Annotated in this window: 30 protein-coding genes and 1 tRNA gene; 19 read left to right on the top strand and 12 right to left on the bottom strand. The window is 64.7% G+C overall.

All coding sequences use genetic code 11. The features are described 5' to 3' along the window. The first annotated feature begins 102 nt into the window (after positions 1-102). The 4 genes from LB565_RS25430 to LB565_RS25415 are packed head-to-tail and all read left to right on the top strand — an operon-like array spanning position 103 to position 3920. On the top strand, positions 103-897 hold the full coding sequence (locus tag LB565_RS25430) for an SDR family NAD(P)-dependent oxidoreductase (RefSeq protein ID WP_224588747.1): 795 nt from the start codon (positions 103-105) through the stop codon (positions 895-897). A gap of 7 nt (positions 898-904) precedes the next feature. Next, entirely contained in the window at positions 905-1753 is an 849-nt protein-coding gene (locus LB565_RS25425; protein WP_224588745.1) for a transketolase, read from the top strand. After that, on the top strand, positions 1750-2745 hold the full coding sequence (locus LB565_RS25420) for a transketolase family protein (protein ID WP_224588743.1): 996 nt from the start codon (positions 1750-1752) through the stop codon (positions 2743-2745). Before LB565_RS25425 ends, LB565_RS25420 begins: the two co-directional genes overlap by 4 nt. After that, entirely contained in the window at positions 2742-3920 is a 1179-nt protein-coding gene (locus LB565_RS25415; protein WP_224588741.1) for a mandelate racemase/muconate lactonizing enzyme family protein, read from the top strand. The genes LB565_RS25420 and LB565_RS25415 overlap by 4 nt, the downstream gene beginning before the upstream one ends. Here LB565_RS25415 and LB565_RS25410 read toward each other — a convergent pair whose 3' ends face one another. Next, the gene (locus tag LB565_RS25410; RefSeq protein ID WP_224588739.1) at positions 3921-4961 is read right to left on the bottom strand and encodes a substrate-binding domain-containing protein; all 1041 of its coding nucleotides are present in this window, start codon (positions 4959-4961) and stop codon (positions 3921-3923) included. Positions 4962-5208: 247 nt separating this feature from the next. On the opposite strand from LB565_RS25410, the gene LB565_RS25405 reads away from it, so the two are divergent. The 4 genes from LB565_RS25405 (at position 5209) to LB565_RS25390 (ending at position 9644) form a co-directional block, all read left to right on the top strand. Beyond that, positions 5209-6219 carry an ABC transporter permease gene (locus LB565_RS25405; RefSeq protein WP_224588737.1) on the top strand — a complete coding sequence of 337 codons (1011 nt, stop codon included), beginning with the start codon at positions 5209-5211 and terminating at the stop codon, positions 6217-6219. Positions 6220-6293: 74 nt separating this feature from the next. Next, positions 6294-7268, top strand: a complete 975-nt coding sequence (locus LB565_RS25400) for a sugar ABC transporter substrate-binding protein (protein WP_224588736.1) — start codon at positions 6294-6296, stop codon at positions 7266-7268. Positions 7269-7350: 82 nt separating this feature from the next. Next, positions 7351-8886 (top strand): sugar ABC transporter ATP-binding protein, encoded by a 1536-nt coding sequence (locus tag LB565_RS25395; RefSeq protein ID WP_224588735.1) that lies wholly within the window; start codon positions 7351-7353, stop codon positions 8884-8886. Then, positions 8883-9644: an SDR family NAD(P)-dependent oxidoreductase gene (locus tag LB565_RS25390; RefSeq protein WP_224588733.1), complete on the top strand. Its 762-nt coding sequence runs from the start codon at positions 8883-8885 to the stop codon at positions 9642-9644. The genes LB565_RS25395 and LB565_RS25390 overlap by 4 nt, the downstream gene beginning before the upstream one ends. Here the strand turns inward: LB565_RS25390 and LB565_RS25385 are convergent. The 4 genes from LB565_RS25385 to LB565_RS25370 form a co-directional block, all read right to left on the bottom strand. Further along, positions 9641-10549, bottom strand: coding sequence for an aldose 1-epimerase (locus LB565_RS25385; RefSeq protein ID WP_224588731.1), 909 nt, complete (start codon positions 10547-10549; stop codon positions 9641-9643). The two genes, LB565_RS25390 and LB565_RS25385, sit on opposite strands and share 4 nt — an antisense overlap. After that, positions 10533-11129 (bottom strand): SDR family oxidoreductase, encoded by a 597-nt coding sequence (locus LB565_RS25380; RefSeq protein ID WP_224588729.1) that lies wholly within the window; start codon positions 11127-11129, stop codon positions 10533-10535. Before LB565_RS25380 ends, LB565_RS25385 begins: the two co-directional genes overlap by 17 nt. Beyond that, positions 11126-11905, bottom strand: coding sequence for an SDR family NAD(P)-dependent oxidoreductase (locus LB565_RS25375; RefSeq protein ID WP_224588727.1), 780 nt, complete (start codon positions 11903-11905; stop codon positions 11126-11128). The genes LB565_RS25380 and LB565_RS25375 overlap by 4 nt, the downstream gene beginning before the upstream one ends. Positions 11906-12239: 334 nt before the next feature. Further along, positions 12240-12315, bottom strand: a tRNA-Ile gene (locus LB565_RS25370). Positions 12316-12537: 222 nt separating this feature from the next. Between LB565_RS25370 and LB565_RS25365 the strand changes: the two genes are divergently transcribed. After that, entirely contained in the window at positions 12538-13248 is a 711-nt protein-coding gene (locus LB565_RS25365) for an SIMPL domain-containing protein (protein WP_224588725.1), read from the top strand. 282 nt (positions 13249-13530) lie between these two features. On the opposite strand, the gene LB565_RS25360 is transcribed toward LB565_RS25365, so the two are convergent. Next, positions 13531-13884: a hypothetical protein gene (locus tag LB565_RS25360; RefSeq protein ID WP_224588723.1), complete on the bottom strand. Its 354-nt coding sequence runs from the start codon at positions 13882-13884 to the stop codon at positions 13531-13533. A 299-nt stretch (positions 13885-14183) separates the two neighbouring features. Then, a complete protein-coding gene (locus LB565_RS25355; protein WP_224588722.1) occupies positions 14184-14630 on the bottom strand; it encodes a YcgN family cysteine cluster protein in 447 nt (148 codons plus the stop codon). 194 nt (positions 14631-14824) lie between these two features. On the opposite strand from LB565_RS25355, the gene LB565_RS25350 reads away from it, so the two are divergent. The 3 genes from LB565_RS25350 (at position 14825) to LB565_RS25340 (ending at position 18252) form a co-directional block, all read left to right on the top strand. After that, the gene (locus LB565_RS25350) at positions 14825-17293 is read left to right on the top strand and encodes an OmpA family protein (RefSeq protein ID WP_224588721.1); all 2469 of its coding nucleotides are present in this window, start codon (positions 14825-14827) and stop codon (positions 17291-17293) included. A 298-nt stretch (positions 17294-17591) separates the two neighbouring features. Further along, complete coding sequence (locus LB565_RS25345) at positions 17592-18107, top strand: TIGR00645 family protein (protein WP_224588720.1); 516 nt, start codon at positions 17592-17594, stop codon at positions 18105-18107. 4 nt (positions 18108-18111) lie between these two features. Next, complete coding sequence (locus tag LB565_RS25340) at positions 18112-18252, top strand: type II toxin-antitoxin system ParD family antitoxin (RefSeq protein ID WP_224588719.1); 141 nt, start codon at positions 18112-18114, stop codon at positions 18250-18252. On the opposite strand, the gene LB565_RS25335 is transcribed toward LB565_RS25340, so the two are convergent. After that, positions 18246-19112, bottom strand: coding sequence for an SDR family oxidoreductase (locus tag LB565_RS25335; RefSeq protein WP_224588718.1), 867 nt, complete (start codon positions 19110-19112; stop codon positions 18246-18248). The genes LB565_RS25340 and LB565_RS25335 overlap by 7 nt on opposite strands. 67 nt (positions 19113-19179) lie before the next feature. Between LB565_RS25335 and LB565_RS25330 the strand changes: the two genes are divergently transcribed. Both LB565_RS25330 and LB565_RS25325 read left to right on the top strand, forming a co-directional pair. After that, entirely contained in the window at positions 19180-19533 is a 354-nt protein-coding gene (locus LB565_RS25330; protein WP_224588716.1) for a type II toxin-antitoxin system VapB family antitoxin, read from the top strand. Then, positions 19530-19919, top strand: a complete 390-nt coding sequence (locus LB565_RS25325; RefSeq protein ID WP_224588715.1) for a type II toxin-antitoxin system VapC family toxin — start codon at positions 19530-19532, stop codon at positions 19917-19919. Before LB565_RS25330 ends, LB565_RS25325 begins: the two co-directional genes overlap by 4 nt. 4 nt (positions 19920-19923) lie before the next feature. Here the strand turns inward: LB565_RS25325 and LB565_RS25320 are convergent, their stop codons facing one another. Both LB565_RS25320 and LB565_RS25315 read right to left on the bottom strand, forming a co-directional pair. Continuing rightward, positions 19924-20568 carry a helix-turn-helix transcriptional regulator gene (locus tag LB565_RS25320; RefSeq protein WP_224588714.1) on the bottom strand — a complete coding sequence of 215 codons (645 nt, stop codon included), beginning with the start codon at positions 20566-20568 and terminating at the stop codon, positions 19924-19926. Between the two features lie 8 nt (positions 20569-20576). Next, entirely contained in the window at positions 20577-21452 is an 876-nt protein-coding gene (locus tag LB565_RS25315; protein ID WP_224588713.1) for a S1C family serine protease, read from the bottom strand. A gap of 160 nt (positions 21453-21612) precedes the next feature. Here LB565_RS25315 and LB565_RS25310 point away from each other — a divergent pair, with 160 nt between their 5' ends. Beyond that, positions 21613-22560, top strand: coding sequence for a S1C family serine protease (locus LB565_RS25310; RefSeq protein WP_224588712.1), 948 nt, complete (start codon positions 21613-21615; stop codon positions 22558-22560). A 15-nt stretch (positions 22561-22575) separates the two neighbouring features. Here LB565_RS25310 and LB565_RS25305 read toward each other — a convergent pair whose 3' ends face one another. Continuing rightward, positions 22576-23001 carry a VOC family protein gene (locus tag LB565_RS25305; RefSeq protein WP_224588711.1) on the bottom strand — a complete coding sequence of 142 codons (426 nt, stop codon included), beginning with the start codon at positions 22999-23001 and terminating at the stop codon, positions 22576-22578. Between the two features lie 66 nt (positions 23002-23067). Between LB565_RS25305 and LB565_RS25300 the strand changes: the two genes are divergently transcribed. Further along, positions 23068-23697, top strand: coding sequence for a TetR/AcrR family transcriptional regulator (locus LB565_RS25300; RefSeq protein WP_224588710.1), 630 nt, complete (start codon positions 23068-23070; stop codon positions 23695-23697). Here LB565_RS25300 and LB565_RS25295 read toward each other — a convergent pair. Continuing rightward, complete coding sequence (locus LB565_RS25295; RefSeq protein ID WP_224588709.1) at positions 23639-24586, bottom strand: LysR family transcriptional regulator; 948 nt, start codon at positions 24584-24586, stop codon at positions 23639-23641. The genes LB565_RS25300 and LB565_RS25295 overlap by 59 nt on opposite strands. 113 nt (positions 24587-24699) lie before the next feature. On the opposite strand from LB565_RS25295, the gene LB565_RS25290 reads away from it, so the two are divergent. The 3 genes from LB565_RS25290 (at position 24700) to LB565_RS25280 (ending at position 26720) form a co-directional block, all read left to right on the top strand. After that, positions 24700-25338, top strand: coding sequence for an FMN-dependent NADH-azoreductase (locus tag LB565_RS25290; protein ID WP_224588708.1), 639 nt, complete (start codon positions 24700-24702; stop codon positions 25336-25338). A 96-nt stretch (positions 25339-25434) separates the two neighbouring features. Continuing rightward, entirely contained in the window at positions 25435-25740 is a 306-nt protein-coding gene (locus LB565_RS25285) for a hypothetical protein (RefSeq protein ID WP_224588706.1), read from the top strand. Between the two features lie 47 nt (positions 25741-25787). After that, positions 25788-26720: a 3-keto-5-aminohexanoate cleavage protein gene (locus LB565_RS25280; RefSeq protein ID WP_224588704.1), complete on the top strand. Its 933-nt coding sequence runs from the start codon at positions 25788-25790 to the stop codon at positions 26718-26720. Positions 26721-26728: the final 8 nt, after the last annotated feature.

Here is a 26728-nt window from a genome sequence, read left to right as displayed (position 1 = left end):
CCTCCGGAGCGCATGGCCCGCGAACGATAGCACAAGCCCGTTGACAGCTATCTATGGATACCGGTATCCATCGCGTCAAGATGACCTTGGGAGGAGGTTGGCTTGCCTGCTGAAATTCCGGACTTCATACCACGGAGGGCGCTTATCACCGGCGCCGCCGGAGGGCTTGGCCGCGAGGTGGCATTGCAACTGGCCAGGCGCGGCTGTGCCGTGGCCATTACCGACATCAACGGCGAAGGCCTGACCGAGACGGCCCGGCAGATCGGCCAGATCGGCGCGGAAGCTGAAATCATTGTCAGTGACTTCACGCTCGAGGGCGCGCCGGAAGCGGCGGTCGAGAAAGTAGTCGCGCGTTGGCGCGGCATCGACATCCTCGTCAACAATGCCGGCTATGGCGTGATCGAGCCCTTCCTCGACGCCACCTACAAGGCCTGGACGCGAACGCTGGCGCTCAACGTCACGGCGCTGGCCATGGCCTGCAAGGCGGCGGGCCGGGTGATGCGCGAGCAGCGCTCGGGCCGCATCGTCAACATCACCTCGCCCGGCTCGCGAATGGCGCTACCCGACTACACCGCCTACACGGCGAGCAAGGCCGGCGTTGACTCCATCACCCGCGCCGCGGCGGTCGCGCTGGCGCCCCATGGTGTGCTGGTCAACAGCCTGGCGCCGGGCATGATGGACACCGAGATGCAGCGTTCGACCGAGCTCGATCTCGCCCGCGCCAATGGCCGGGCCGATCTGCAGGCCTTCCTCGACGAACGCACGCGCCGCATTCCGCTCGGCCGCCGCGCTGAGATTTCCGAGGTGGCCGAAGCCGTCGTCTGGCTCTGCCTCGACGCACCGAAATACATGACCGCCGAGCGGCTCAACATGTCGGGCGGACTGGACAAGGACTAGACATCAGATGCTGAGAAACTCCCCTCCCGGCAGCGCCGATGTCGCGACGCTCGAACGCAAGGCGACGCAGCTACGCCGCCACATGCTGACCATGGCGCGCGGCCAGGGGCAGGGCTATATCGGCCAAGGCCTCGGCATCGCCGATGTGCTTGCGGCGCTCTATTTCCACGAGCTGCGCTACGACCCGCACAATCTGGCGTGGCCGGACCGCGACCGTTTCCTGCTGTCGACCGGACATTACTCGATCGCCCTCTGGGCGGCGCTGGCCGAAGCTGGCATCATCCCGGTCGAGGAACTTGTCACCTATGGCGCCGACGACAGCCGGCTGGAGATGTCGACGCTCGACACCACGCCCGGCGTCGAGGTCATCGGCGGCTCGCTCGGCCATGGCCTCGGTCAAGGCATCGGCCAGGCGCTCGGCCTGCGCCTTGATTGCTCGGATGCGCGCGTTTTCGTCGAGCTCTCCGACGGCGAGATGCAGGAAGGCTCGACCTGGGAAGCGGCGATGTCGGCCAGCCATTTCGAGCTGGACGGGCTGGTGGCGCTGATCGACTGCAACGGCATCCAGGCCGATGGACCCGTGGTGCTCAAGATGGAGCCGGTGGCCGACAAATGGCGCGCCTTCGGCTGGGAAACGGTAGAGATCAATGGCAACGACATGAAGGCCATCGTCGAGGCGCTCGCCGACGCGCGCCGGCGCAATGGCAAGCCGAGGGCGATCGTGCTGCGCACCTTGCCCGGCAAGGGCGTGCCACACATCGAGACCAGCGAGAAATCGCACTTCTTCCGCATCGACGTCGCGCAATGGGACGGCATCATCGCCGAGTTCGACAAAAGCATGGGAGCCCACCAATGAGCGGCGGCGGCATCATGGCCGGACGCACGCTGGCCATGGGCCAGGACGAGGCCGTCGGCGGCGGCCGGCAAACCGTGGAGGCGCCATTCGGGCAGGCCTTGGCCAGGCTTGGCCATAGCCGCCACGACATCGTCGGGCTGACCGCCGATCTCGGCAAATACACCGACATATTGCCGTTTCGGGACGCCTTTCCCGACCGCTTCTTCAATGTCGGCATGGCCGAGCAAAATTTGGTTGCCGTCGCCGGCGGGCTGGCCCGCACCGGCAAGGTGCCGTTCGCCACCACCTATGGCGTGTTCGCGACTCGTCGCGCTTATGATTTCGTCGCCATCGCGCTTGCCCACTCCAACCTCAACGTGAAGATCGTCGCCGGCCTGCCGGGGCTGACCACGGGCTACGGCGGCACACATCAGGCGATCGAGGATCTGGCGCTGATGCGTATGATCCCCGGCTTGACCGTCATCGACCCTTGCGACGCGACGGAGATCGACGCGGCGACTGAGGCGATCGCCGAGCACCGGGGTCCTGTCTACATGCGGCTGCTGCGCGGCAGCGTTCCTGTCGTGTTTGAGCCCGGCTACACGTTCGAGATCGGCAAGGCGCGGCGCCTTCGCGAAGGCTCCGATGTCGGCATCATCGCGACCGGTTTCATGACCGAGCGGGCGCTGGACGCGGCGGAGGCTTTGCAAAGGCAAGCCATCTCCGTCGGGGTGCTGCATGTGCCAACGATCAAGCCGTTCGACACCGCAGCCGTGACCGAATTTGCCGGCTCCGTGAGCCACATCGTTACCGCTGAAAACCATGTCATGGTCGGCGGGCTCGCCAGCCTGGTCGTCGAGAGCCTGTTCGAGGCCGGCATCGCGAGGAAGGTGACGCGCATCGGCCTGCCCGACCGTTACATCGAATGCGGCGCGGTGCCGACTTTGCAGGCGAAATACGGCCTCAACACCGAAGCTCTCGTCGCGACGATTACCGGGTTAGTGCCCGCATGAAGATCACCGCCATCGAGACCTTCGCCGTCGGCGCCGGCTGGAAGAATTGGCTGTTCGTCAAAGTCCATACCGACAAGGGAATTCACGGTATCGGCGAAGGCACGCTGAACGGCTTCATCAAGACCACCGAAGCCGGCGTGCATGAGCTCAAGCATCTCGCCATCGGCCAGGATCCGCGCCGCATCAACGCGCTGGCCAAGCGTCTGCTCGACAGTGTTTCGCTCGATGGCGGCCACATCCATCGCACGGTGATCGCGGCGGTCGAGGTCGCCTGCTGGGACATTCTGGGCAAAAGCCTCGGCGTGCCGATCCACCAGCTTCTCGGCGGGCAGGTGCGCGACAGCGTGCTTGGCTATGCCAATGGCTGGTATCGCACCGAGCGCACGCCGGAAGCCTTTCTCGAAGCTTCCAAGGCCGTCCTGGCCAAGGGCTTCAAGGCGTTCAAACTCGACCCGTTCGGCACCGCGCAAGGTTTCATCTCCCGCGAGGAGCTGGAACTTTCCTACGCGATCTGCCGCAAGCTGCGCGACGACCTGCCACGCGACACGCTGATACTGATCGACGTGCATGCGCGCTTCACCGAGATCGCAGCGCTTCACGCGGCACAGAAATTCGCCGACCTCGACATCTACTGGTGGGAAGAGCCAACCTCGCGCGACCGCCAGGAGACCGTGCATGAGGTGGCGCACCGCTCGCCAATCCCGGTGGCGACCGGCGAGATGTACGACACGGTCGGCCAGTTCTACACGCTGGCCGCCGGCGGCGGCGTCAACATCTTCCAGCCCGAGCCGATGTCGCTTGGCGGCATCGCGCCCTCGATGCAGGTCGCCAATATGGCGCTCGCTCACGGCAGCCATATCGCGCCGCATCAGAGCGGCGGACCGGTGGCGACTGCGGTGTGCCTGCAACTGGCGGCGGCGGTGCCGAATTTCCTGATCCAGGAGCATTTCGACGCCTTCAACGATCCGTGGACCCGCGATCTCGTGACCTGGCATCCGGCCGTCAATCCGGACAACGGCCACCTGTCGCTGCCGCAAGCGCCGGGGCTCGGCATCGATCTCAACATCGATGCGATCAACGACCATCCTTACGATCCCGATGCCTATCTCAACGTTCATGCCGAAGGCTGGGAGAAGCGTCTGGGCCGCCGCGAGCAGCCGGCGACAAAATCCTGATCAGGCGCTTTCGCGCTCGATGATCTCGAAGCCGAGGCTGGTGACGGCCGGCACCTCGCCATCGCCGCCCAGCCTCGTCAGCAATTGCCGCACGGCCCGCCGGCCCATGTCGTAGCGGTCGACCTTCACCGTGGTCAGCCGCGGATAGAGCTGAGCGGCGAGGTCCATGTCGCCATAACCGGCGATGGCGATCCTGCCGGGCACCGCCCAGCCCCGGCGATGGCATTCCTGGATGGCACCGATTGCCAGCGTGTCGCTGGAGAAGAAGATGGCGTCAATGTCCTTGCGCCGGGAGGTAAGAGTAATCAGCGCCTCGGCGCCGCCCTGCGCGGTGATCGGCACCTCGACCTCCATGCCGCCATGGTTCTTGATGCCGAGCTTGGTCAGTGCCGCGTGGTAACCGGTGCGGCGCTGTTGAAGACGGTCATTGCCGTGGATCGGCGTCGAGACGAATCCGATCCTTTTGTAGCCCTTGGCGGCCAGATGCATTGTCATGGCGTAGGCGGTCTCGAAATTGGAGACGCCGACCGCCATGTCGATTGGATCGCGGCCCTTTATCTCGGAGATCTCGACCACGGGCGCGCTGCTGCCCTTCAGCAGGGAACGCGCCGTCTCGCTTTGCACGAAGCTCTGAAGGATCATGCCGGCCGGGCGCCAGCCGAGCAGCGTGCGTATCGCTTTCTCCTCGGCTTCCCGCGTGAACTCGCCCTGCACCAGGAGCATCGAATAGCCGCCTTCATGGCATTCATCTGACATGCCTTGCACCTGCTCGGCGATGCCCGAATTGATCAGCGGCGGCACCACCGTCCCGATCATGCGGCCGTTGCCGCGCATGCTGGAGGCAAGCTGGTTGGGCACGAAGCCGATCTGCTCGATGGCTTCCAGTACCCTGGCGCGCGTCTCCGCAGAGACCCTGCCTGGATTGGACAGGGAACGCGACACGGTTATCGGCGCGACACCGATGCGCCGCGCGATCTCGCGAACCCCAAGGCGCTGCGACACCGTGTTTCCGCCCCGGTCGTCCTCCGGCTCATCGGTCATCGCCAAGCTCCACAAAGCGCGATGGGCGAAGCGGGAAGACCCTGCTTCGGATCGCACGACCAGCCCCATTCATAGCGGCTGCGGCAAGCGCTTTCCAGCGATGTGCCGGCGTCGCCAGATCGCAGAAATTTGGTCGTTGACAAGTTATAATATTATAATCTTAATGGCGCAGAGGAGCGCGCCGGGATCGGCGTGGGCGCGATGGTACCGGTTCGAGGGCCCGTAGCGCGCCGCCAGGGAGGTCAGGATGGAAAGCGCGGCCGACGTAAGCTCGCCGCCCCGGGATGGGCAATCGTTCCGGCGGCGACTGATCGGCTTCATTGCCATCGGCGAAGTCGGCGTGCTGGCGGCGATGGCCCTGCTGATCGTCTTCTTCTGGCTGCTCGAACCGGCTTTCCTGTCGGAGCGCAACATCCGCGCCATTCTCAACGTCGTGTCGTTCGTCGGCATCATCGCCATCGGCCAGACGATCCTGCTGGTCGCCGGCGAATTCGACCTGTCCGTCGGCTCGGTGGCCGGATTGTCCGCGGTGGTCGCCGCAAAGTTAATGACGGCGGCCGCGCTGCCGGTGACCGTTGCCATTCTGGGCGGGATCGGCGTCGGCGCGGCGATCGGGTTGCTCAACGGTGTGATTGTCGTCAGGCTCGGCATCCCCGCCTTCATCCAGACGCTCGGCATGCTGTTCATCGGCCAGGGCCTGATCCAGGTGGTGACGGGCGGCTATCCCGTCTATCCGCTGCCGGAAGCGATCAATGCGATCGGCGGCGCCGACCTCGCCTTCGGCCTCGGCTGGAGCTTTGCCTTCTTCATCGTCGCGACGGTCGTCGCCGACTTCGTGCTGCGGCGCACCGTGCTCGGACGCAACATCTACGCCACCGGCGGCAACCAGGAAGTGGCGCGCCTCGTCGGCATCAACACCAGCGCCTACAAGATCGGCGCCTTCATCGTCGTCGGCGCGCTGGCGGCGATCGCCGGCATGTTCGTGATGGCCGATCTCGGCAGCGGCGGCACCTCGATCGGCAGCGGCTGGGAATTGACCGTGATCGCCGGGGTCGTGGTCGGCGGCGTCAGCCTGTTCGGCGGCGCCGGCACGGTCGCCGGCGGCGTTGTCGGCATCCTGATGCTGAAGGTGGTCCAGAGCGGCCTCGTCGTCATCGGCGTCAACTCAAATTGGCAGCAGATCGCGGTGGGCGTGATCATGGTCATGGCTGTCGGCCTCGACATCGTGCGGCGCCGCTACTTCATCGCTGGCGCATAGCGAGCCACGAGAGGACAACGAAAAACAGCAGATTCTACGCCGGCAAAACGCCGGCGAAACAAGGGAGGTAGGACATGAAGATCGATCTGAGAAAGGGACTGATCCGCACGACATTCGCGGCCGCGGCGGTCGCCGCGTCGCTGGGCTCGGCGAGCCTCGCCCATGCCGCCGACATCCACCTGCTCTGGGTGCAGGCGATGAAGGATCACCCCGTGCACCGGCTCATGCAGGCGGGTTTCCTCAACAAGTGCAAGGAGCTCGGCTACACCTGCGAAGTGGTTGGGGACCCGAGCGCGACCAATTGGGACATTCCGGCGACGCTGCCGCTTGCCGAAGCCGCCCTGGCGCGCACCAAATACGATGCGATCGGCGTCTATGGCCCCGATCCCGCGATCTACTCCTACATCTCGAAGCTCGCCAAGGAAGGATTCCCGATCGTGACCTGGCATGTGCTCCCGCCGGAAGGCACGGTGCAGGGGCTGAAGGCCGCGACGGGCGAGGACATTGCCGGCGCCGGCCAGAACGCCGCCGTCGCCATCGGTGAAAAACTCGGCGGCAAGGGCACCGTGGCGCTGACGCAAGGCGCGTCCAACGATACCGAGAACGCCATGTCGGCCGCTTTCCGCAAGACCATTGCCGAGAAATATCCCAACATCAAGGTGCTCGACACCCAGATGGAGGGCTTCGAGCCGTCGGCGGCCGAGGCCAAGGCGGTGGCGATCCTGCAAGGCAATCCGGACGTGACCGCGGCCTTCGGCACCACCGGCAACAGCATCCAGACCTGGTCGGGCGCCGCCCGCAAGGCTGGACGCGACGTCATCATCATCGGCATGGACTACATCAGGCAGAACCTCGACCTGGTGAAATCGGGCGCCGCTTACGGCATCGTCGCGCAGCCGCTCTATGAAGAGAGCGCCAAAGTCGCCGAACTGCTCGGCGACCTCGCCCAGGGCAAGACCGTGCCCTACAGCAACCCGTTGCCGGCCAAGGTCATCACCGCCGCCGACCTCGACCCCTATTACAAGATGCTGGACAGCGCCGGGCAGTAACACCCATCGCCGGGTCCGCGGCTTGCCCGGACCCGGCATCCGTCGAGAGGATGCCGTGCCCAACGCCGCCCAAGAACCGCTGTTGTCTGCCGCCGCAATCGCCAAGAGTTTCGGCGGCGTGCAGGCGCTGCGCGGCGTCGATTTCGACGTCGTCCCGGGCGAGATCCACGCTTTGCTTGGCCAGAACGGCGCCGGCAAGTCGACGCTCGTCAAGATCCTCAACGGCGTGCATCCGGCCGGCTCCTATACCGGCGTCATCAAGCTCGATGGGCGGCCCGTCAGCTTCGCCTCGCCGGCCGATGCGCGATCGAACGGTGTCGGCTATGTGCCGCAGGAAATCGAAGTGCTCGAGCAGCTTTCGGTCGCCGAGAATGTCTTTGCCGGCCACACGGGGTTGGGCGACGGCTTCATGGTACACCAACGGAGGCTGCAACAGCGGGCGGGTGAGATATTCGCCGATCTCGGCATCGGCATCGATCCCAGGGCCTATGTCGCGTCGCTGACTTCTGCGCAGCGCCATCTGGTGATGATCGCCCGCGCCATCGTCATGAGGCCGCGCGTACTGATGCTGGACGAGCCGACCGCCTCGCTCTCCGGCACCGAGGTCGATGCGCTGTTCAGCGTGCTGCGACGCCTCAAGACACAGGGTGTGGCGATGATCTACATCACCCATCGCCTGCCGGAAGTGCTGGCCATCTGCGACCGCGCCACGGTGCTGCGCGACGGACAAGTGGCGGTGCGCATCGCGAGGGAGGATTTCGACGCCGAGACCTTCATTTTCTCGATGTCGGGCCAACGATTGCAGCGGCTGTTCCCCGAGCATGCCGCCCCTGTCGGCGCGCCGACCGCGCTGGAGGTTCGCAATCTGACCGTCGCCGGCCATAGCGGCGCCGTGCACGGCGCGAAGGACATCAATCTCTCGGTGGCCGCCGGCGAGATCGTCGGGCTTGCGGGCCTGCTCGGCTCCGGCCGCAGCGAGATCCTGCACGGCATCTACGGCCGCGTCCCGGCCGAGGGTAAAATCCGCGTCGCCGGCGACCCCGTGGCGATCGGATCGCCAAAAGACGCTCGCGCCGCCGGCATCTCGCTGTTGACCGAAGACCGCAAGCGCGATGGCCTGCTGTTCAATCTGCCGGTCGGCGCCAACATCACCATCGGCAATCTGGCGCCCTTGGCGCGGCGCGGCGTCGTGCGCGGCGGGCTCGAACGCAGCTCCATCCTGGCCGCCATGCGCGCGCTCAACGTCAAGGCATCGTCGCCACTGGCCTCCGTCACGCATCTGTCGGGCGGCAACCAGCAGAAACTTCTGTTCGCCCGCGTGCTGATGCGGGCGCCCAAAGTGCTGCTGCTCGACGAGCCGACCAAGGGCGTCGACGCGGCAACCCGGCACGAGATCTACCGGCTCGTGGTCGAATTGGCGGAGAAGGGCGTGGCCCTGCTCATCGTCGCCTCCGAGCTCGAGGAGCTGATCGGCCTTTGCGACCGTTGCCTCGTCCTTGCCGACGGCCGCGTCGTCGATGAATTCGGCCGTGGCGAAGGCGGTGAGGACCGCGTGCTGCGCTCCGTAGCCGCGGCGCAAGCCGAACGCCACGTAAGAGCTTCACAGGTTTCACCATGATGTTTGCCGGCAAGCGCGTTCTGGTTACCGGCGCGGCCACCGGCATCGGCCGGGCGACGGCCGAGCATCTTGTCGCTAACGGCGCGATGATTTTCGGCGCCGGGCTGGACGGCGAAGAAGGCAAGGCGCTCGCCAGCCGTCATGCCGAACGTCGATTGATCTTCCGCGAGAGCGATCTCACGCGCGAAGCAGAAGTCCAGGCAGTGGTGGCGATGGCATCAGAGCGGTTCGGTGGGCTCGACGCCGTCGTCAACTGCGCCGGCATCTATCCGACGGGCAAGCGGCTCGAAGAGCTTTCCGACGAAGACTGGGACAGGACCATTGCCGTCAACCTGACCGCCATCTTCCGCGTCTGCCGCGCGACCTTGCCGCTGCTGCGGGCTGCCGGCGGCGGTTCGATCGTCAACATCGCCTCGGTGCATGCCGATGCCACGGTGCCCGGCGTACCGGCCTATGCGGCGACAAAGGCGGCCGTCGTCGGTTTGTCGCGGCAGATGGCGCTCGACTATGCCGTCGATCGCATCCGCGTCAATGCCGTGCTGGTCGGCTCGGTCGCCACGAGGATGACGCTGGACGGGTTGGAAGCGGCCGGCGGCGCGGAAGCGCTTGGGCTGTCCTTTGAACCCAACAGGATCGCGCGCATCGCCAACCCTTCCGAGATCGCCAGCGCCATCGGCTTCCTGATCTCGGACGCCTCGTCCTTCGTCACCGGCAGCGCCATGCGAGTGGATGGCGGTCTCCTGGCCCGACTGCTTTAAGCTGCTCCGGGTGTAAGCGCGACGGGTGTGAACGAGACGTTGCCCGCGGCGCTTTCGCCGGGCCCAAGCACGATCACGCCTTCATCCGGATCGTTCCACCGGCCGCGCTTGAAGGCGCCCGAGGCATTCGTCTGCGGTTCGAGGCAGAAATAGGGCTTGGTCGGGTCGGCATAGAGCATCAGATGCTTGAAGACGGGATCGGCGACGATCCGCAGTCCGGCGCCGCGTGATGGAAAGCGGACGACCGCTTCGCCGGCCCAGCCGCCGTAGTCATTGTTGCGCCATCCGCCCGGCAGCGGCCGGCCCGTCGCGAAATCCAGTTCGGGCGGCAGCGTGATCGGATCGCCGGAAATGCCTTCGGGCTCTTCGAGATGGAAGCGCCGGGCGCTGAATTGCAGCGTCACGTCCGGGTCGCGATCGAACCAGGGATGCAGGCCAAAGCCGAATGGCATGGCAACCGGCCCCGTATTGGTCAGCGTCATGGTGACGCCGAGACCCTCCTCCGAGACGGCGAAGGCCTGCTCGGCGCGATAGGAATAGGGTTCCGCCCCGGCGGCGACCTCGAGCGCCAGCGTGGTTGCGGCTGCACCGGTCCTGGTCACGGTCCATGGCTGTTTCCAGCCGCTGCCATGCACGTTGAATCGCTCGGGCGGATTGTTGGGCGGGACCCGCCAGCGCCTTCCGCCGAAGTCGAATTCGTTCCCGGCGATACGGTTGGCGTAAGGCACCATCGGGAACATGGCGACGCCCAGCACGTTGCCGACATCGCGGTCGCCATCCGAAAGCCGGCGCATAAGGTCGATGCCGCGCCAGCGCATCACGCTGACGCTGCCGCCGATCGCCGGTGCCAGTTCGACCTCCAGCGCCCCTGCCCTGAGTTTCGGCGCCTCAGAAATTGCGCCCATAACCGGCCGCCCAGCCGCCGTCGACGCCCAGCATCTGTCCGGTGGTGTAGCTGTTCAAGGGATCGCAGAAGAACAGCACCGCGGCGACCGCTTCCTCGATGCTGCCGGCGCGGTCGACCGGCGTGTGGCTGAGCATCGCCTTGTCGCCCGAAACGATGGCATCGTCCTCGACGGCGCCGAAGCCGACCGCATTGACCAGGATTTTCGGCCCGAATTCCATGGCCAGCGCGCGCATCCCGGCGAGGATCGAGGCGTTCTCCATGGAAAAGCGCGGATGGCGGCGCATCGGCATGCCGGCGACCGCCGAGATCAGGAACACAATGCGGCCGCCGCGCTCGGCCATCGCCACGGCGGCCTTGCGCGTGTCGGCATATAGGGAGCGCGGATCGCCGGCCTTCGGTCCCGGGCGCAACGGACACGAAATCAGCAGAATATCGGCGACGGTGTGCGCGGGGGTGCCTTCCACAATACGCCCGCCATTGGCGCGCAACGCGGCGAGCACCGCGTCGACGATCGGATTGGTTTCGCCATCCAGCGCGATCGCGGCGCCGTCGAGGTCGATTTCCATGGCGGCGCTCACATCATGTATCCCGCGGTCCAGCCGCCATCGACGGCCAGCACCTGGCCATTGATGTAGCTGGCGGCCGGAGAGGCCAGGAACAGCACGGCCTCGGCGATCTCCTCCGACTGGGCCGGCCGGCCGAGCGGCACATGGGCGAGGAACTCCTGAGTGCGTCCGGCGAACTTGCCCTCGTCGCCGTAAAACAGCTTGGCGGTCAGGGCCGTCATCACCGAGCCGGGCGCGACCGCATTGGTCAGTATCCCCTTGGCGCCCAGTTCGATCGCCATCGACCGCGTCAGATGCACGATGGCGGCCTTGGCGGCGACGAACGGGCTTTGCAGACGCATCGCGGCAAGGCCGACGACCGAGGCGATGTTGACGATACGCCCGCCTCTGCCGGCGGCAAGCATCGGCGCCAATGCGGCACGGCTCATGATGTAGAGGCCGTCGAGGTCGATGCCGGTAATGCGATCCCATTCCTCGGGAGGAAACTGGTCTATGGCGACGCGGTGCGCCAGCGTGTTGACGCCGGCATTGTTGACCAGGATATCGAGGCGGCCAAAACGCTCGGAAACTCTAGCGATCGCGGCGTCGACCGATTGGGCATCGCGAATGTCGAGAGCGCAGGCCATTGCGTTGTGCAGACCGGCCGCAACCCGCTCGGCGCCTTCGATGTCTATATCTGAGACGACAACCGCAGCCCCGTTGTCGGAAAGCCGCTCGGCGATGGCGCTTCCAATTGCGCCCGCCGCCCCTGTGACCAAGGCGACCCTATCCGATAAGTTGCACCGCATTGCTCGCCTTCATTATTACGCTTCGGAATGAAGCTATTATAATAATATCAAAGGTCAAGGAGCCCGATCCGGAATTTCCTTGAACGGTCCAGGGGACGACCGAAATGGGGGCGCAAAGCCATCGCCCTCTTGCGGCTGGCGCAGGTCAACTATTGTCAAGTCGGGCATACCATACGTCCAACCAGTGACCCGAAACGACTCAAAGATCAACTTCGCAGCAGGCCTCGAAATCGTTCTCGAACACTATCCAAATGATTTTTATGGGGGGGTTCGAGTCCATGGCGTGGGCAAAGACATAATAGATAAATAAAATCAGTAACTTGGATGGTTGTTTTGGTGGGCCCGGAGGGACTCGAACCCCCAACCAAGCGGTTATGAGCCGCCGGCTCTAACCATTGAGCTACAGGCCCCACGCGGGCTGGCTTAGTGTTTTTCGCTCGTCCGCACAAGGCTTTCGAAAGCGCTGGCGCAAAACGCCCAAATCAGCCCATATTCGCGCCGTAGAGCGGCCTGCGCCCCTATGGCGCGAGAAAGGTCCGGCCCTTGCGCCGTACTGCCGGGAATCGATGCCTTTTTGCGGGTCGAGGCAGATGCGGCTCGGGGCGGCGGACCGCAGACTTCGAGGAGTTTTCATGACCAGACATCTTTTGCCCATCGCGCTCGCTGCCGCGGTCGCGTTCCCGGCGCTGGCAAGCGCCGCCGACACCCAGCCTCCGCCCCGCATCATCGTGTCCGGCGAAGGCGAAGCGACGGTGGCGCCGGACATGGCGATCCTTTCGCTCAGCGTCATGCGCGAGGCCAAGAGCGCGCGCGAAGCCCTCGATGCCAACAACGACGCCATGGCGGCGGTGATCGCGGCGATGAGATCCGCAGGTATTGCCGAACGCGACCTGCAGACCGCCGGCATACAGATCAACCCGCGCTACAACTACACCAACAAGGCCGACGGCAGCCAGGAAGCCGAGCTCGTCGCCTACCAGGTGACCAACACGCTGTCGGTGCGCGTGCGTAATGTCGACAAGACGGGCGAGATTCTCGACAAGGCGGTGTCGCTCGGCGTCAATCAGGGTGGCGGCATCACCTTCACCAATGACGATCCGAAGGCGACGATCGCCGAGGCGCGCAAGAAGGCCGTCGCCGAAGCCATGGCCAAAGCAAAGACGCTTGCGGAAGCAGCCGGTGTCAGCCTGGGCAAGGTGCTCGAGATCACCGACCAGAATGTCGCCCCGGCGCCGATACCGATGGCCGCCAAGTCGTTCGACGCGGCTCGTTCGGCCGTCCCGGTGCAGGCCGGCGAGAATTCCTACAACGTCCAGGTCACGGTCACCTTCGAGCTGAAGTAACGTCTGTCGGCGCCGCAGGCGTCGCAGGCGCTACCGACACGCAAAAAGCCCCCGAGGATCGGTCCTCCGGGGCTTTTTTCGAGCCGCGCCTCATCTCGAGGGGCTCCGCTACTCAAGATTGATCTTCGCAGAAGATCATATCGCATAGGCGATCCTCGAAGAGGATCGTCCGCATAGGCGATCCGCAAAGAGGGCCCCTTCCAGCTCGTCCATACTTGGGATTGATCTTCGCAGAAGATCATATCGCATAGGCGATCCTCGAAGAGGATCGTCCTTTCAGCCTCAGCGATAGATGATGGGGCAGCCGCGCTCGTTGGCGAACACCACCACCACGCGGTCGCCATACTGGCGGCCGACAACCTTCACCGTGCGGCGGCTGATGTCGACGATGCGGGCGCGGTGCAGACCCATGCGCTCGGCTTTGTCGAGGGCGCGGTCCGGCGAACAGCCGCGCCAGTCGCGGTCGCGGCGCCAGTCGCGACGGTAGCCGTCATCATCGCCGGTATAGATGCCGAAACGCGGGTCGTGCCTGTCCCCGAAACCGAGATAGAGGCTGTCCGCATGCGCCGGAACGGCGGCCAAAGTGCCAAGCCCGACAAGGGCCGAAAGGGCTGCCGTCTTGATCGTGTTGAACATCGTCTTCTCTCCTTATTGTGGGCTGTCGCCCGTAGAACCGATGATTGGAAAATGCCTTTTTGCGTCTGAACCTTCCGCGAACCGGCCATTCATGTCCGGTTCATATAAGCGCGAACCCGCAGGGTTCGTCGCTCGTCGCCAAAAACGCCACCCCCTCAGGTTCTAAACGCGAACCCGCAGGGTTCGTCGTTAAAAACGCGAACCCGCAGGGTTCGTCGTTCCCCGTCAAAAGCGCGCCCCGTCAGGGTTCGTCATCCAGATGCGAACCCGTCAGGGTTCGTCATCCAGATTCGAACCGGTTACGGTTCGTCGTCCAGTATATAGTCAAAGTAGTCGTCCGGCTCGGTCAGATCGGTTTCCTTGGCCTTCACGCGGCCCTGGATCGAAATGCCGGCTTCGTGCACGGTCGCAGCGCTTCCCGAGACAAGCCTGTGCCACCAGTAGAGATCATGGCCCTCGGCGATGAGCCGGTAGGCGCAGGTCTTTGGCAGCCAGGTGATGGTGCGCACATTCTGCGGCGTCAGGCCGACGCAATCAGGCACGCGCGCCAGGCGATTGGCATAGTCGGAGCAGCGGCAGTTCTCGGCGTCGAACAGCCGGCAGCCGACGCTGGTCCAGAAGATCTCGCCCGTATCCTCGTCCTCGAGCTTCGACAGGCAGCATTTGCCGCAGCCGTCGCACAGCGATTCCCATTCGGCCGGGGTCATCGCTTCAAGCGTCTTCGTTTTCCAGAATGGCGCGGTCATTTTGCTGGATTTGGCCCTCCGCGGCCTTTTGGTCAAGCGTGCGGTGACGGTGACCCAGTATCAACATTAGAAAAACACGAAATTGCCTTCAAAAGGCCGGTCAGGCATCCTTGGCTGGCGCCAATGCCCTGCGGAACCAATTGCGGCTGACGAAAGTTTGGGCAGGGATGGGACCCCACTAGGAGAAAATCGATATGAAACGCCAACCACGGATTCTGGCGGGCACGGCAATCGGCCTGCTTATGGCATCCGCGCCGTTGGGCGCGTACCCGCTGCAGGGGGGTGTCACTTCCGGCGGCCTGCACGGCGCGCCGCTCGTCCTGGCTCAGGCCGCTTGCGCCGAAGGCCAGTCGGCCGAGGAATGCGCGCAAGGCGGAGCCGAGCAACCGCGCAAGAAGAAGCGCGAACAGCAGCAGCAAAGCGAATCGGCGCCCGCCACCGAACAAGCAGCACCTGCCGAGTCGGAGCAGAAGCCGCGCAAGAAGCGGCAGGAGCTGCAACAGACGCAGTCCGGCCAGTCAGATGAGGCTGCACCGGCCGAGCAACAGCTCAAGCCGCGTAAAAAGCGCGACCAGCAACAGCAGACCGAGTCGGCCCCGGCCGAACAGGGCAGCCAACCTGCAACTGAGGAGCAGCAGTTCAATCCGCGCAAGAAGAAGCGCGAGCAACAGACCGAGGCGGCTCCAGCCGATCAGGGCGATCAGCCTGCAACCGAAGAGCAGCAGCCACGTAAGAAGAAGCGCAACCAGCAGGCCGAGTCGGCGCCGGCTGAGCAACCGGCCGAGCAGACCACCCCGGACCAGCAGCAACAACTGCGCAAAAAGAAGCTCAATCAGCAGCAGCAAAGCGAGACGGCTCCGGCGGAACAGGCCACCCCCGACCAGCAGCAGCAACTTCGCAAGAAGAAGCTCAATCAGCAGCAGCAAAGCGAGACGGCTCCGGCCGAGCAGGCCACCCCCGACCAGCAGCAACTGCGCAAGAAGAAGCTCAATCAGCAGCAGGGCGAGACGGCTCCGGCCGAGCAGGCCGCCCCCGACCAGCAGCAGCAACTGCGCAAGAAGAAGCTCAATCAGCAGCAGCAGCAAGCCGCACCGGCGGAACAGCCGTCAGAGCAGCCGGCAAATGACAACCAGCCCGGCAAGCAGCGCAAGCAGGCCCAGCAACCTGCCGAACAAAACCAGACCCCTGCCGAACAGACGCCAGCAGGCCAGGGTTCTCGCAAGCTCAAGCCGTTGCCGGTTCCCGGAACCGCGCAGGCACCTGCCGAGACCGAGCAGGCGCCGGCTCAACAGGAACAGCCTTCGAACCAGAACAAGAGGCAGGCCAAGAAACCGCTGACCGAGCAGCCCGCAACCGGGCAGCAGCAGCCTGCCACTGGTGAACAGCCGGCCAACAATCAGCCTTCCAACAACAACCAGCCCGAAAACGGCGGCAAGGCCGCGCAGGGCGCGGCGCCTGCCAACCCGAACGAGGCACCTGTCCTTGACAGCCAGAAGGATGCAATGCGCAGGCACAAGGGCCGCCAGCCGGCCGGCCAGAACGAGACTGGCCAAGCAGGCGCTGAACAGAGCGGTAATCAAGCCGAGCAGCAAGGCGGCAATCAGGCCGGGCAACAAGCCGGCCAGCAAGTCGAGAAGCAGGCTCCTCCCGTAAATCAGGGACCGCCGCCCACCGACGACAAGTCGGCGCAGCAGGCGATCAAGCCCGAAAAGATCGTCCCCGTGGACCAGGAGAAAGGCAAGCGGATCGAGCTTACGCCCGAGCAGGTTGTCCGCGAGCGCCGCCGGCCGCAGGGCGCCGACGTGGTGAAGCAGTTCGGTGACCGGGTGATCCTTCAGTTCAACAACCAAACATTCGTGGAAAGCAACGAAGCTCCTCGCATCACCCGCGGCGCCAGGGATGTTTACTACGAGGATCTTTCGGACGGCCGCACCCGCGAAATCGTGGAGCGCGACAACGGCGTCAGGATCATCACCATCCGCAACCGCAATGGCGACGTCATCCGGCGGTCGCGCATTACATCGGATGGTCGCGAATATGTGCTGAGCTATGTCGACGAGCGCTACTATAACGATGTCGACGAGTGGCGCGATCCCGGCGACGACCTGCCACCGATGCGGCTCGACATCCCCCGCCGGGACTACATCCTGGATTCGGAGGAAGTCGAGGATCCGGACGAATATTATACCTTCCTAGAACAGCCACCTGTGGAAAGGGTGCAGCGTCTCTACTCGATCGACGAGGTCAAGCGCTCGGCCCGCGTGCGCGACATCGCCCGCCGTATCGATCTCGACACGCTGAACTTCGATTTCGGCTCGGCGACGATCTCCGACACCGAGGTGCAGAAGCTCGAAGGCGTGGCCACCGCCATGGAAAAGCTTCTGAAGAAGAACCCGGCGGAAACCTTCCTGATCGAGGGCCATACCGACGCCGTCGGCACGCCGGACGCGAATCTCGCGCTGTCGGACCGCCGCGCCGAGGCGGTCGCCGAAGCGTTGACCAACGCCTTCGGCATCCCGGCCGAGAACCTCACCACGCAGGGCTATGGCGAGGAATATCTCAAGGTGAGCACACCCGGACCGAACCGCGAGAACCGGCGTGTCGCCATCCGCCGCATCACCTCACTGGTGGCGCCGGTGGCGAGCAACAGCGAGCAACAATGAGCGTTTGATTTCAAGATGCTGCCCGGATTTTCGGAATCAGCGCGCAAGAGGAAGGCCCGCCCGCTTCGGACGGGCCTTTTCCTTGCCGGCTCAAGAAGAATTGTCCTGCTTGACCCGCCCTGCTCATTGAATCGCCGCATTGCGGCACCCAGATTTTGTACAGGGCGTTCCCTGCCCCGTCCCGACTCCAGCGGGACATACTGAGCCCCGCCGGGCCCCCTCCCCGGCGGGGTTTTTTGCCTTGAAAACCGGCTTCATCTGGCCGAAATACGCCCTATCGCAATTGACTGGAGCCTTCATGAAGCGTCTCGAACTCGCCATCGAATCCGTCATCCTGGCCTCGCGCTGGTTGCTGGTCGTCTTCTATCTCGGGCTCGGCGTGGCACTGGCGATCTACGCGCTGTCCTTCGGCAAGAAGCTCTATGAGTTCGTCATGAGCGCCTTCACGCTCGGCGACACCGACACGATCCTGAAGGTGCTCGGCCTGATCGACGCGGCGCTTGTCGCCTCGCTGGTGGTGATGGTGATCATCTCGGGCTACGAGAATTTCGTCAGCCGCTTCGACGAGCAGGATGGCGAGGTCCATTGGCTGGGAACGATCGATGTCGGCTCGCTGAAGGTCAAGGTCGCCTCGACCATCGTCGCCATCTCCTCCATCCACCTTTTGCAGGTGTTCCTCAACCACGCTTCCTACACGACGGAGCAACTGATGTGGCTGACCATCATGCACTTGGCCTTCGTGCTTTCGGCACTGATGCTGGCCTATATCGACCGGGTGATGGCGTTGTCGAAACGCAAGAAGGCCGCGGAGTAACGCTGTGGAAGAAACCGAAGACCATTCGAAACTCGAAAGGCTTCGCAAGGCTATCGACGAGGGTGACCGATCCGGGGATCCGGAGCCGTTTTGCTTCGAGCGCTTCATCGAGATGAAGCGACGCTCGCTCGATTTCCGTCAGTAGAGATTCCGTATCTCGGTATCCGTGCGGTCAAACACCTCGTCTGGTACGAAAAAGTCGCCGGCAAGCGCCCCCTTGGCGCCCGGCGCGTAGATCGAAAAGTCCGTCACGCCTTCGGCGCGCAGCACCTCTTCGTCGATGTAGAAATTGCCGGTCGCCTCGCGTGACGGGCGCATGAAGATCGCATACGCCGCGTCGGCCATGATGTCTGGCGAGCGGCTCATCGCGGCCACTGTTGCGCCGCCCAGAAGATTGCGCACGGCCGCGGTATCGATGGTAGAGATCGGCCACAGCGAATTGACCGCGATACCGTCCTTGGCGAACTCCGCGCTCATGCCCAGCGTGCACATCGACATGCCGAACTTGGCCATGGTGTAGGCGACATGGTTCTTGAACCACTTGGCCTTCATGTCGAGCGGCGGCGCCAGATTCAGGATGTGAGGATTCTTTGCCAACTTAAGATGGGGAATGCACATTTTGGAGACCAGGAAGGTGCCGCGCGTATTGATCTGGTGCATCAGGTCGTAGCGCTTCATGTCGGTCTCCAGCGTGCCGGTGAGCTGGATGGCGCTGGCATTGTTGACGCAGATGTCGATGCCGCCGAACCGCTCGACGGTTCTTGCCACCGCATCGGCGACCTGGACCTCGTCGCGGACGTCGCAAAGCACCGGCAGCGCCTTGCCGCCGGCCTGCTCAATCTCTTCGGCTGCCGTGTAGATGGTGCCCGGAAGCTTCGGATGCGGCTCGGCGGTCTTGGCCGCGATCGTCACATTGGCGCCGGCGCGCGCCGCGCGCAGCGCGATCGCCAGCCCGATGCCGCGCGATCCGCCCGAGATGAACAGCGTCTTTCCGCGGAGCGACATTTTTGCCTCCCGTCATTCTTCGATGCGATCCTTGCCCGCACCGACCCGCGGACACAAGGGCGCGCGCATGTGGTCCGTGATGACGCTGCGGAGCCTTGCCGTCTTGCCGAGCTTTGGAGAGATATATATTCTAGACAAAGAGGTAGAATACAGAATGGCTCTATCGATCAAGAATTTGGAAGTCGAGCAATTGGCGCGCGAGCTTGCCCGCCGCCGTCGCGTGTCCGTGACGGAGGCGATCCGCCAGTCCCTCGAGCGCGAAGTTGCGCGCGAGCGGCTCGTGCCTCGCGACGAAAGCAGCGACCTGTTTCAACGTCTGATGGCGATTTCGGACAGCGGCGCGCAGATCCCGAGGCGGGAAAATGCGATGACCGAGGATGAGATCCTCGGTTATGACGATCTTGGAATCCCGACGCGATGATCATCGATTCATCGGCCCTGGTCGCGATCCTCCGCGCCGAGCCGGGTCATGATCGTTTCGTGCGGGCCATTGCGGATGCCACAAGGCGATTGATTGCAGCGCCCACCCTTCTCGAAACGGGCATGGTGCTCGCCGGTGGGTGGCAGGATGAAATCCTGGAGCCGTTCGACGCCTTCCTGCGCACCGCTTCGATCGAGACGATCGCCTTCACCGCCGACCACGCCGCCGTCGCGCGCCACGCTTTCCTGCGCTACGGCGAGGGTCGTCATCCCGCAGCGTTAAACTTTGGCGACTGCATCGCTTACGCCACTGCCCGGCTCGAAGCGATGCCGCTGTTGTTCAAGGGCGACGATTTTCGCCTCACCGATATCGAACCCGCTGTTTGACGCGTCAGACGAGCACCAGCCCCTGCCGCATCGCGATGGCAATCGCGTCCGTGCGGTTGGCGGCTCCGAGCTTGATCAGGATGGCGGCGACATGGAATTTCGCCGTGTGTACGGAAATGTTGAGCCGCCGGGCGATAACCTTGTTCGGCGCGCCTTCGGCGAGCAGCGCCAGCACCTCCGCCTCGCGCGGCGACAGGGCCGGGCGGGCCTGGTTGTCGTCCGGCACATCCTCTTCGGCGAGCCCGTCATGGAAATCGCCATGCGCGACCTCTGACGGCCCAGCCCTGTCGATGCGATAGCCGGAGGCGGCGAGACGTGCCGCGGCGGCGATCAGCAGGCCGTCTGCGGAGGCAGGCAGCACGGCCAGCACATTGTCTGTCACCTGCTCGCTGCCCGCACGCCGCGAAAGCAGGACGATTGGGGTGGCCGAACTGACGACCCGGCTTTCCAGGCCAGCCTCATCGGCGATGGCGACATCCGCCATTTGGCCGACGCCGCTTCCAGCCAATACCGGCAGCAGACCGTCGCTGGCGGCCAGCGCATCGGCAAGCTGCTCGGCGCGCCGGGCATCGCCGAGCGCCACCAGCACCGTCAACCGATGGGCTGACGGTTCCGATCGTGCAATCGCTTGTGCTGCGCTGCTTGTCATCAGCCCTCTCAGCTCAGCGGCTTCTCGCCGATGGTGATCGACAGGTCGCGTTCGGCGCCGCCGCTCAAAACACCGAGCGTGACGGTTGTACCGGCGCTATCCGGTCCAAGCTTGCGGATCAGCTCGCGCGGACCATGCACAGCCTCGCCGTTCCAGGCGACGATGATGTCGCCGACATGCAGGCCGGCGGCCTTGGCCGGGCCGCTGTCGTCGAGGCTCATCACCATGGCGCCTTTCGTGTCGCCATTGCGGATCGGATGCAGCCCGGCGCCGAGATAGCCGCGCGCGACATGGCCCTTCTCGCGCAGCGTCGCGACAGCGCGCTCGATCGTCTCGTAAGGCATGACTAGAGCGCGCCGGCGCGGTCCGAACAAAAGCATGCCGATCAAGCCACCCTTGGCGTCGAGCACCGGCCCGCCCTCGAAACGCCCGCCGGTGTTGATGGCGAGGTTGATGCGCCGGTCGATCGTGCCGCCGCGCATCGAGCGCCAGGCCGGCCCGACCTCGCCGATCGTGCCGAACACGGCAAGCGGGGCGCCATCGCTGTTGCCTGCGGCGATCGCCAGATTGCCGGGCCGCACGGCGCCGGCCTGGGCGAATTGCGGCAAACCGGCAGCGGCGGATGCCGGCTTCAGCAGGGCGACGCCCGTCGACGGATCGCGGCCGACGAGTTCCGCCTTGACGGTTTCGCCGGAAGCCAGCGTCAACTCGATCTCTTCGCCGGCTTCGACCGCTTCCTCGGTGGTGACGAAATAGCCGTCGCGCCAGTGGAAGGCGCTCGCGGTGCGGTGATGGTGCGTGACGAAACTCGCCAGCGCGGGGGCAGCGGTGGCCGCGACATCGGCGATCGCGTCGGAAAAGGCACTGAGGTTGAAGTCGCTCATAAGACTGTCTCCTGGGTTCGGTGACCCAGATATCGCTCGGTAACGCCGCCGCGGGTACTCGCCTGACGGCTAGTCGCCGGCCGGACTGGCCATCTGGTCAGGTCGCGGCAATTGCGGCTGCTCCGCACATATAGTCATCATTCCACACGGGAACACGCCTATGGCTTTCGCAGCCGAAAAACTTCCATCCGACGACATTCTGCTCGATGCCTATTCGGCATCCGTTGCCGACGCCGTCGACCGCATCGGCCCGGCCGTCTGCCGCATCGAACGCATAGGCGCCGGCGGCCACGGCTCCGGCTTCGTCATCGCGCAGGACGGGCTGGTCGTCACCAATTTCCATGTCGTCGGCGATGCGCGCGCCGTGCGTGTCACCATGCCGGACGGCGCCTCGCGTGAAGGCCATGTGCTTGGCCGCGACCCCGACACCGACATCGCGCTGGTGCGCGCCGACGGCAGCTTTGCCGACGTCGCACCGCTCGGCGATTCCAAGCGCCTGCGCCGCGGCCAGATCGCGATCGCGATCGGCAATCCGCTCGGTTTCGAATGGACCGTCACCGCCGGCGTCGTCTCGGCGCTCGGCCGCTCGATGCGGGCCTCGACCGGCCGGCTGATCGACGACGTCATCCAGACCGATGCCGCGCTCAATCCCGGCAATTCGGGTGGACCGCTGGTGTCGTCGGCCGGCGAGGTGATCGGCGTCAACACCGCCATGATCCATGGCGCGCAGGGCATCGCCTTCGCGGTCGCCTCCAACACCGCCAATTTCGTCATCTCGGAAATCATCCGCTTCGGCCGCGTGCGCCGCGCCTTCATCGGCGTTTCCGCCGACACGACCAGCCTGCCGCGCCGGGCGGCACTCTTGTCGCAGGTGACCACGAACACGGCGGTGCGCCTGCGCAGCGTCGAGAAGGATGGCCCCGCCGCCAAGGCCGGACTGAAGGAAGGCGACATTATCGCGGCCATCGACGGCCGGCCGGTCACCGGCGTCGACGACCTCGTGCGCATCCTCGATGCCGAGCGCATCGGCCGCGAGACGCTCTGCACTGTCGTTCGCCGCACCGGTGTCAGCCAGGTTATGGTGATGCCGGTGGCACGGACGAACTAAGATCGCCGCGCCGGCCTAACTCCCGGCCACGCCCTCGGCATATTGCGCCAGGAATTCCTCGCTTGGCGGGATCGGCTTGATAACGTCGATCAGCACGCCATTGGGATCCCTGGTGATGAAATGGCGCTGGCCGAACGGCTCGTCGCGCAAGCTGCGCAGGATCGGCAGGCCAGCGGCGACGACCCGCTCATAGATGGCGTCGGGATCGCGGACCTCGAAATTGATCAGCAGGCCCGATGTGCGCCCGCGCCCTTCTTCCGGGATCGTCTCATGGTCGCCCTGGACGATGCCAAGGTTGACGCGCCTGTCCTCGCTCGAGCGCAGATGGACATACCAGTCGCTCGTAAACAGCGGCTCGAAGCGAAAATGCTCGACATAAAAGTCCGCAGTGCCTGCGACATCATCCGTCATCAGCACCGGATAATAGCTGGTCGTCTTCATCTTTCCTTCTCCTCTCATCCAACATACAGTCTGTATGTAAGTGCAAATAACATACAGGCTGCATGTATGCAACAGGACTCCGGGCGCCGCCGTTCCAATCGTGACCGCACCGAGGCGACACGCGCTGATCTGATCCGAGCGGCGCGAAAGCTGTTTACGGAAAAATCCTATGCCGAGACCGGCACGCCGGAGATCGTCGCCGAGGCCGGCATGACGCGTGGCGCGCTATACCATCACTTCGCCGACAAGCAGGCGCTGTTCGCCGCGGTCGTCGAGCAGGAAGCAGCGGCCGTGGCTGCGGAGATCGACCATGCCGCGCCGCCGTCGCTATCCGCGCGCGACGCGCTGATCGCCGGCTCGGACGCCTATCTCAAGGCAATGCGCGCGCCTGGCCGCACGCGGCTTCTGCTGCTTGACGGGCCGGCCGTGCTCGGCCGCGCCGCCATGGACGAGATCGACAACCGCCACGGCAACCGCTCGCTGCGCGAAGGGTTGGTCGCCGCGATGCGCGCGCAAGCGATGACCAGATTGCCGGCCGAAGCGTTGACCGCTTTGCTGGCGGCCGCCTTCGATCGGGCCGCATTAGCCATCGAGGCCGGCGCGTCCGGCGAGGATTACCGCGCGGTGCTGATCGCTCTCATGGACGGCTTGTCTCCGGCTCCTCCTCCGTCCAAACGCCCGGCTCCGTCTCGTTGAAGCAGCCGAGTTGCCGCTTGAACTCGTCGATCAGCCAGGATGCCGCCGGTTTGGGGCTGCGGTCGGTGCGGTGCATGGCATAAAGCGGCGAGCGCACCTCGCGATAGGGCTCCAGGTCGAGCTCGACCAGCCGTCCGCTGGCGAGGTCGTCGGCGATCAGCCAGCGCGGCAGGCCGCCCCAGCCAAGCCCCTCGCGCATCAGCGCATGCTTGGTGCGCAAATCCGTCAGCCGCCAAGTGCGATAGGCAAACACACCATAGTCGCGGCCGCGCGTCCGCTCCGACTGGTCGGTGACGACAAGCTGGATGTGCTCGCGCAGATCCTCGATCCCGACCGGCTTCGGCAGCTTCGCCAGCGGATGATCGGGTGCGGCAGCCGGCACCAGCGAGATGAAGCCGATGCGCAGCAGATTGACATCGGCATCGCCTTGCAGGCCGCCGAAGCCAAGATCCGCCTGGCCGTTGACGACCTGATCGACAATCAGGCCGAGAGAGCCGATATAAAGCCTCAGCATCACCGCCGGGAATTGCGCCTCGAAGGCTTTGAGCACGCGCACCAGCGCCGGTGAAGGCAGCGCCACGTCGACCGACACCGTTACTTCCGCCTCCAGCCCTTGCCGGTAGCCATCGGCGCGCGAGCGGATGCGATGCAGCACGCCGATCATGCGCTGCGCGTCTTCCAGCATCGCCTTGCCAACATCGGTCAGTTGCGGCTCGCGCACGCCTTCGCGTTCGAACAGTTTCAATCCGAGCTGCGCTTCAAGATTCGCGATGCCGTAGCTCACCACCGACTGCGCCCGGTTGAGCTTGCGCCCCGCGGCCGAGAAACTGCCGGTATCGGCCACCGCTACCAGGATTTGGAGCTGATCCAATGTTGGGTTCGGCTGCATGCTCTCCATCCATTTTGTTGATGGATTGTATACACATTATACCAGTTATCCTGATGGGGCAGCAATCCCATATTGGCGGGGAAGTTTCAATCCAACCCCAAGGGGACACCGCCATGTCTATTCTTCTCGTTACCTCCAGCCCGCGCGGCACCGCTTCGCACTCGACCCGCGTCGCCACCGACCTTGCCCGGAAGCTCGCTGCGGCCGATCCGTCCAACACGCTCGTCGTGCGCGATCTGGTCGCCAACCCGCTGCCGCATATCGGTCCCGACTATGCCACCGGCATCTACACGCCGGCCGAAGCCCGCACCGCGCGCCAGGCCGAGGTCGTCGGCGTTTCCGACGCCGTGCTCGACGAGCTTTTCGCCGCCGATACCGTGATCCTTGCCACCGGCTTCATCAACTTCAACATCTCCTCGACGTTGAAGTCTTGGGTCGACCACGTCGCCCGCTCGGGCAAGAGCTTTGCCTATGGCGAAGGCGGCCCGAAGGGCCTCGTCAACGGCAAGAAGGTCTATATCGTGCTCGCTTCCGGCGGCATCTACTCCGAAGGCGCCGCGGTGCAGATGGACCATGCGGTTCCCTATCTGCGCAGCGTGCTCGGCTTCCTCGGCATGACCGATGTCGAAGTCATCCGCGTCGAGGGTGTCGGCATGGGCGCCGACGCCGTCACCGCCGCGCTTGCCAAGGCCACCGCCAAGGTCGACGCGATCGCCGCCGCCACGGCTGACCAGGTCGCCGCCGCGGCCTGACCGCCGGTGCCGGAAATGAGAAGAGGCAGGCGCCCGCCAGCGCCTGCCTCTTTTTGCATTTTCGCCCCGCTACAGCGGCGGCAGCACCACGGCTGGATGGCGGTCCTCGCGCAGGACCAGCCTCACAGCGCCGAGCGCGATCCGATATCCTCCTGTGCCGACAGCGATCCGCCCAGCGCCAGCGCAAACAGCTGGAGCGACTTTTTCTTCCACCTGGTCCTGATCACCTCCGACAATTTGAAGACACTGCCGCCAGGGCCGACTGTGTTCGTCGGCGAATTCACCACCGATTGGGGGGTGCTGTTCGCCGGACTGACACTGGCGGCGCTGCCGACTACCTTGCTCTGTATCGCGCTGTCGAAGCAGTTCATTTCCGGCATCACGCAAGGCGCGGTTAAATAGGCGCGGTCAAACAGGCGAAGTCCAACAACGAAGTCAGGACACCGAAAGTGGCGAACCAGAACAAGATCATCATCACCTGCGCGGTCACAGGCTCGATCCATACGCCGTCGATGTCGCCGCATCTGCCGGTGACGGCTGAGGAGATCGCCGCTGCCGCCGTCGAGGCGGCCGAAGCGGGGGCCGCGATCGTCCATCTTCACGCCCGCAACCCGGTCGACGGGCGCCCCGATCAGTCGACCGAGGCGTTCGCCCCGTTCCTGCAGGTGATCAAGCAGCGCTCCAACTGCGTGGTCAACATCACCACCGGAGGTGCGGCGACGATGAGCGTGGAGGAACGCGTCAGGCCGGCCAAGGTGTTCGCGCCCGAAGTCGCATCGCTCAACATGGGCTCGATGAATTTCGCGCTGTTCCCGATGCTGGAGCGCTTCAAGACCTTCGAGCATGACTGGGAGCGGCCCTATCTGGAATCCTCGCGCGACCGCATCTTCCGCAACACTTTTGGCGACATCGAGCACATATTGCGCACCTGCGCCGACAACGGCACGCGGTTCGAGATTGAATGCTACGACATCGGCCATCTCTACACGCTGGCGCATTTCGTCGAGCGCGGCCTGGTCAACGCGCCGTTCTTCGTCCAGAGCGTGTTCGGCATCCTCGGCGGCATCGGCACGCATCCAGAAGACGTTGCGCACATGAAGCGCACGGCCGACCGCCTGTTCGGCGACGACTATCACTGGTCGGTGCTGGGCGCCGGCCGCCATCAATTGCCGATCGCCACCCAGGCGATCGCGCTGGGCGGCAATGTGCGTGTCGGCCTGGAGGACTCGCTATGGATCGGCAAGGGCAAGCTCGCCCGCTCCAGCGCCGAACAGGTGACCAAAGTGCGCCAGATCATCGAAGGCCTCGGCGCCTCGATCGCCACGCCCGACGAAGCGCGGCAGATCCTGCAGCTCAAGGGCGGCGACAAGGTCGCGTTCTGAGCTAGGAG

It is taken from the genome of Mesorhizobium sp. CA14 (assembly GCF_020165195.1).
Lineage (GTDB): Bacteria > Pseudomonadota > Alphaproteobacteria > Rhizobiales > Rhizobiaceae > Mesorhizobium.
The sequence above is the reverse complement of the archived record's forward strand: the minus strand, read 5'-3'. Positions and strand labels throughout refer to the sequence as shown.

Excerpts from the sequence above, each read along its gene's own strand:
- LB565_RS25295 (WP_224588709.1), bottom strand. The coding sequence starts at position 24,586 with ATGCAGCCGAACCCAACATTGGATCAGCTCCAAATCCTGGTAGCGGTG.
- LB565_RS25410 (WP_224588739.1), bottom strand. The coding sequence starts at position 4,961 with ATGACCGATGAGCCGGAGGACGACCGGGGCGGAAACACGGTGTCGCAG.
- LB565_RS25300 (WP_224588710.1), top strand. The coding sequence starts at position 23,068 with ATGCAACAGGACTCCGGGCGCCGCCGTTCCAATCGTGACCGCACCGAG.
- LB565_RS25365 (WP_224588725.1), top strand. The coding sequence starts at position 12,538 with ATGACCAGACATCTTTTGCCCATCGCGCTCGCTGCCGCGGTCGCGTTC.
- LB565_RS25390 (WP_224588733.1), top strand. The coding sequence starts at position 8,883 with ATGATGTTTGCCGGCAAGCGCGTTCTGGTTACCGGCGCGGCCACCGGC.
- LB565_RS25355 (WP_224588722.1), bottom strand. The coding sequence starts at position 14,630 with ATGACCGCGCCATTCTGGAAAACGAAGACGCTTGAAGCGATGACCCCG.
- LB565_RS25420 (WP_224588743.1), top strand. The coding sequence starts at position 1,750 with ATGAGCGGCGGCGGCATCATGGCCGGACGCACGCTGGCCATGGGCCAG.
- LB565_RS25320 (WP_224588714.1), bottom strand. The coding sequence starts at position 20,568 with ATGACAAGCAGCGCAGCACAAGCGATTGCACGATCGGAACCGTCAGCC.
- LB565_RS25425 (WP_224588745.1), top strand. The coding sequence starts at position 905 with ATGCTGAGAAACTCCCCTCCCGGCAGCGCCGATGTCGCGACGCTCGAA.
- LB565_RS25405 (WP_224588737.1), top strand. The coding sequence starts at position 5,209 with ATGGAAAGCGCGGCCGACGTAAGCTCGCCGCCCCGGGATGGGCAATCG.
- LB565_RS25400 (WP_224588736.1), top strand. The coding sequence starts at position 6,294 with ATGAAGATCGATCTGAGAAAGGGACTGATCCGCACGACATTCGCGGCC.
- LB565_RS25385 (WP_224588731.1), bottom strand. The coding sequence starts at position 10,549 with ATGGGCGCAATTTCTGAGGCGCCGAAACTCAGGGCAGGGGCGCTGGAG.
- LB565_RS25415 (WP_224588741.1), top strand. The coding sequence starts at position 2,742 with ATGAAGATCACCGCCATCGAGACCTTCGCCGTCGGCGCCGGCTGGAAG.
- LB565_RS25330 (WP_224588716.1), top strand. The coding sequence starts at position 19,180 with ATGTGGTCCGTGATGACGCTGCGGAGCCTTGCCGTCTTGCCGAGCTTT.
- LB565_RS25310 (WP_224588712.1), top strand. The coding sequence starts at position 21,613 with ATGGCTTTCGCAGCCGAAAAACTTCCATCCGACGACATTCTGCTCGAT.
- LB565_RS25350 (WP_224588721.1), top strand. The coding sequence starts at position 14,825 with ATGAAACGCCAACCACGGATTCTGGCGGGCACGGCAATCGGCCTGCTT.
- LB565_RS25335 (WP_224588718.1), bottom strand. The coding sequence starts at position 19,112 with ATGTCGCTCCGCGGAAAGACGCTGTTCATCTCGGGCGGATCGCGCGGC.
- LB565_RS25290 (WP_224588708.1), top strand. The coding sequence starts at position 24,700 with ATGTCTATTCTTCTCGTTACCTCCAGCCCGCGCGGCACCGCTTCGCAC.
- LB565_RS25345 (WP_224588720.1), top strand. The coding sequence starts at position 17,592 with ATGAAGCGTCTCGAACTCGCCATCGAATCCGTCATCCTGGCCTCGCGC.
- LB565_RS25360 (WP_224588723.1), bottom strand. The coding sequence starts at position 13,884 with ATGTTCAACACGATCAAGACGGCAGCCCTTTCGGCCCTTGTCGGGCTT.
- LB565_RS25315 (WP_224588713.1), bottom strand. The coding sequence starts at position 21,452 with ATGAGCGACTTCAACCTCAGTGCCTTTTCCGACGCGATCGCCGATGTC.
- LB565_RS25305 (WP_224588711.1), bottom strand. The coding sequence starts at position 23,001 with ATGAAGACGACCAGCTATTATCCGGTGCTGATGACGGATGATGTCGCA.
- LB565_RS25325 (WP_224588715.1), top strand. The coding sequence starts at position 19,530 with ATGATCATCGATTCATCGGCCCTGGTCGCGATCCTCCGCGCCGAGCCG.
- LB565_RS25285 (WP_224588706.1), top strand. The coding sequence starts at position 25,435 with ATGGCGGTCCTCGCGCAGGACCAGCCTCACAGCGCCGAGCGCGATCCG.
- LB565_RS25375 (WP_224588727.1), bottom strand. The coding sequence starts at position 11,905 with ATGCGGTGCAACTTATCGGATAGGGTCGCCTTGGTCACAGGGGCGGCG.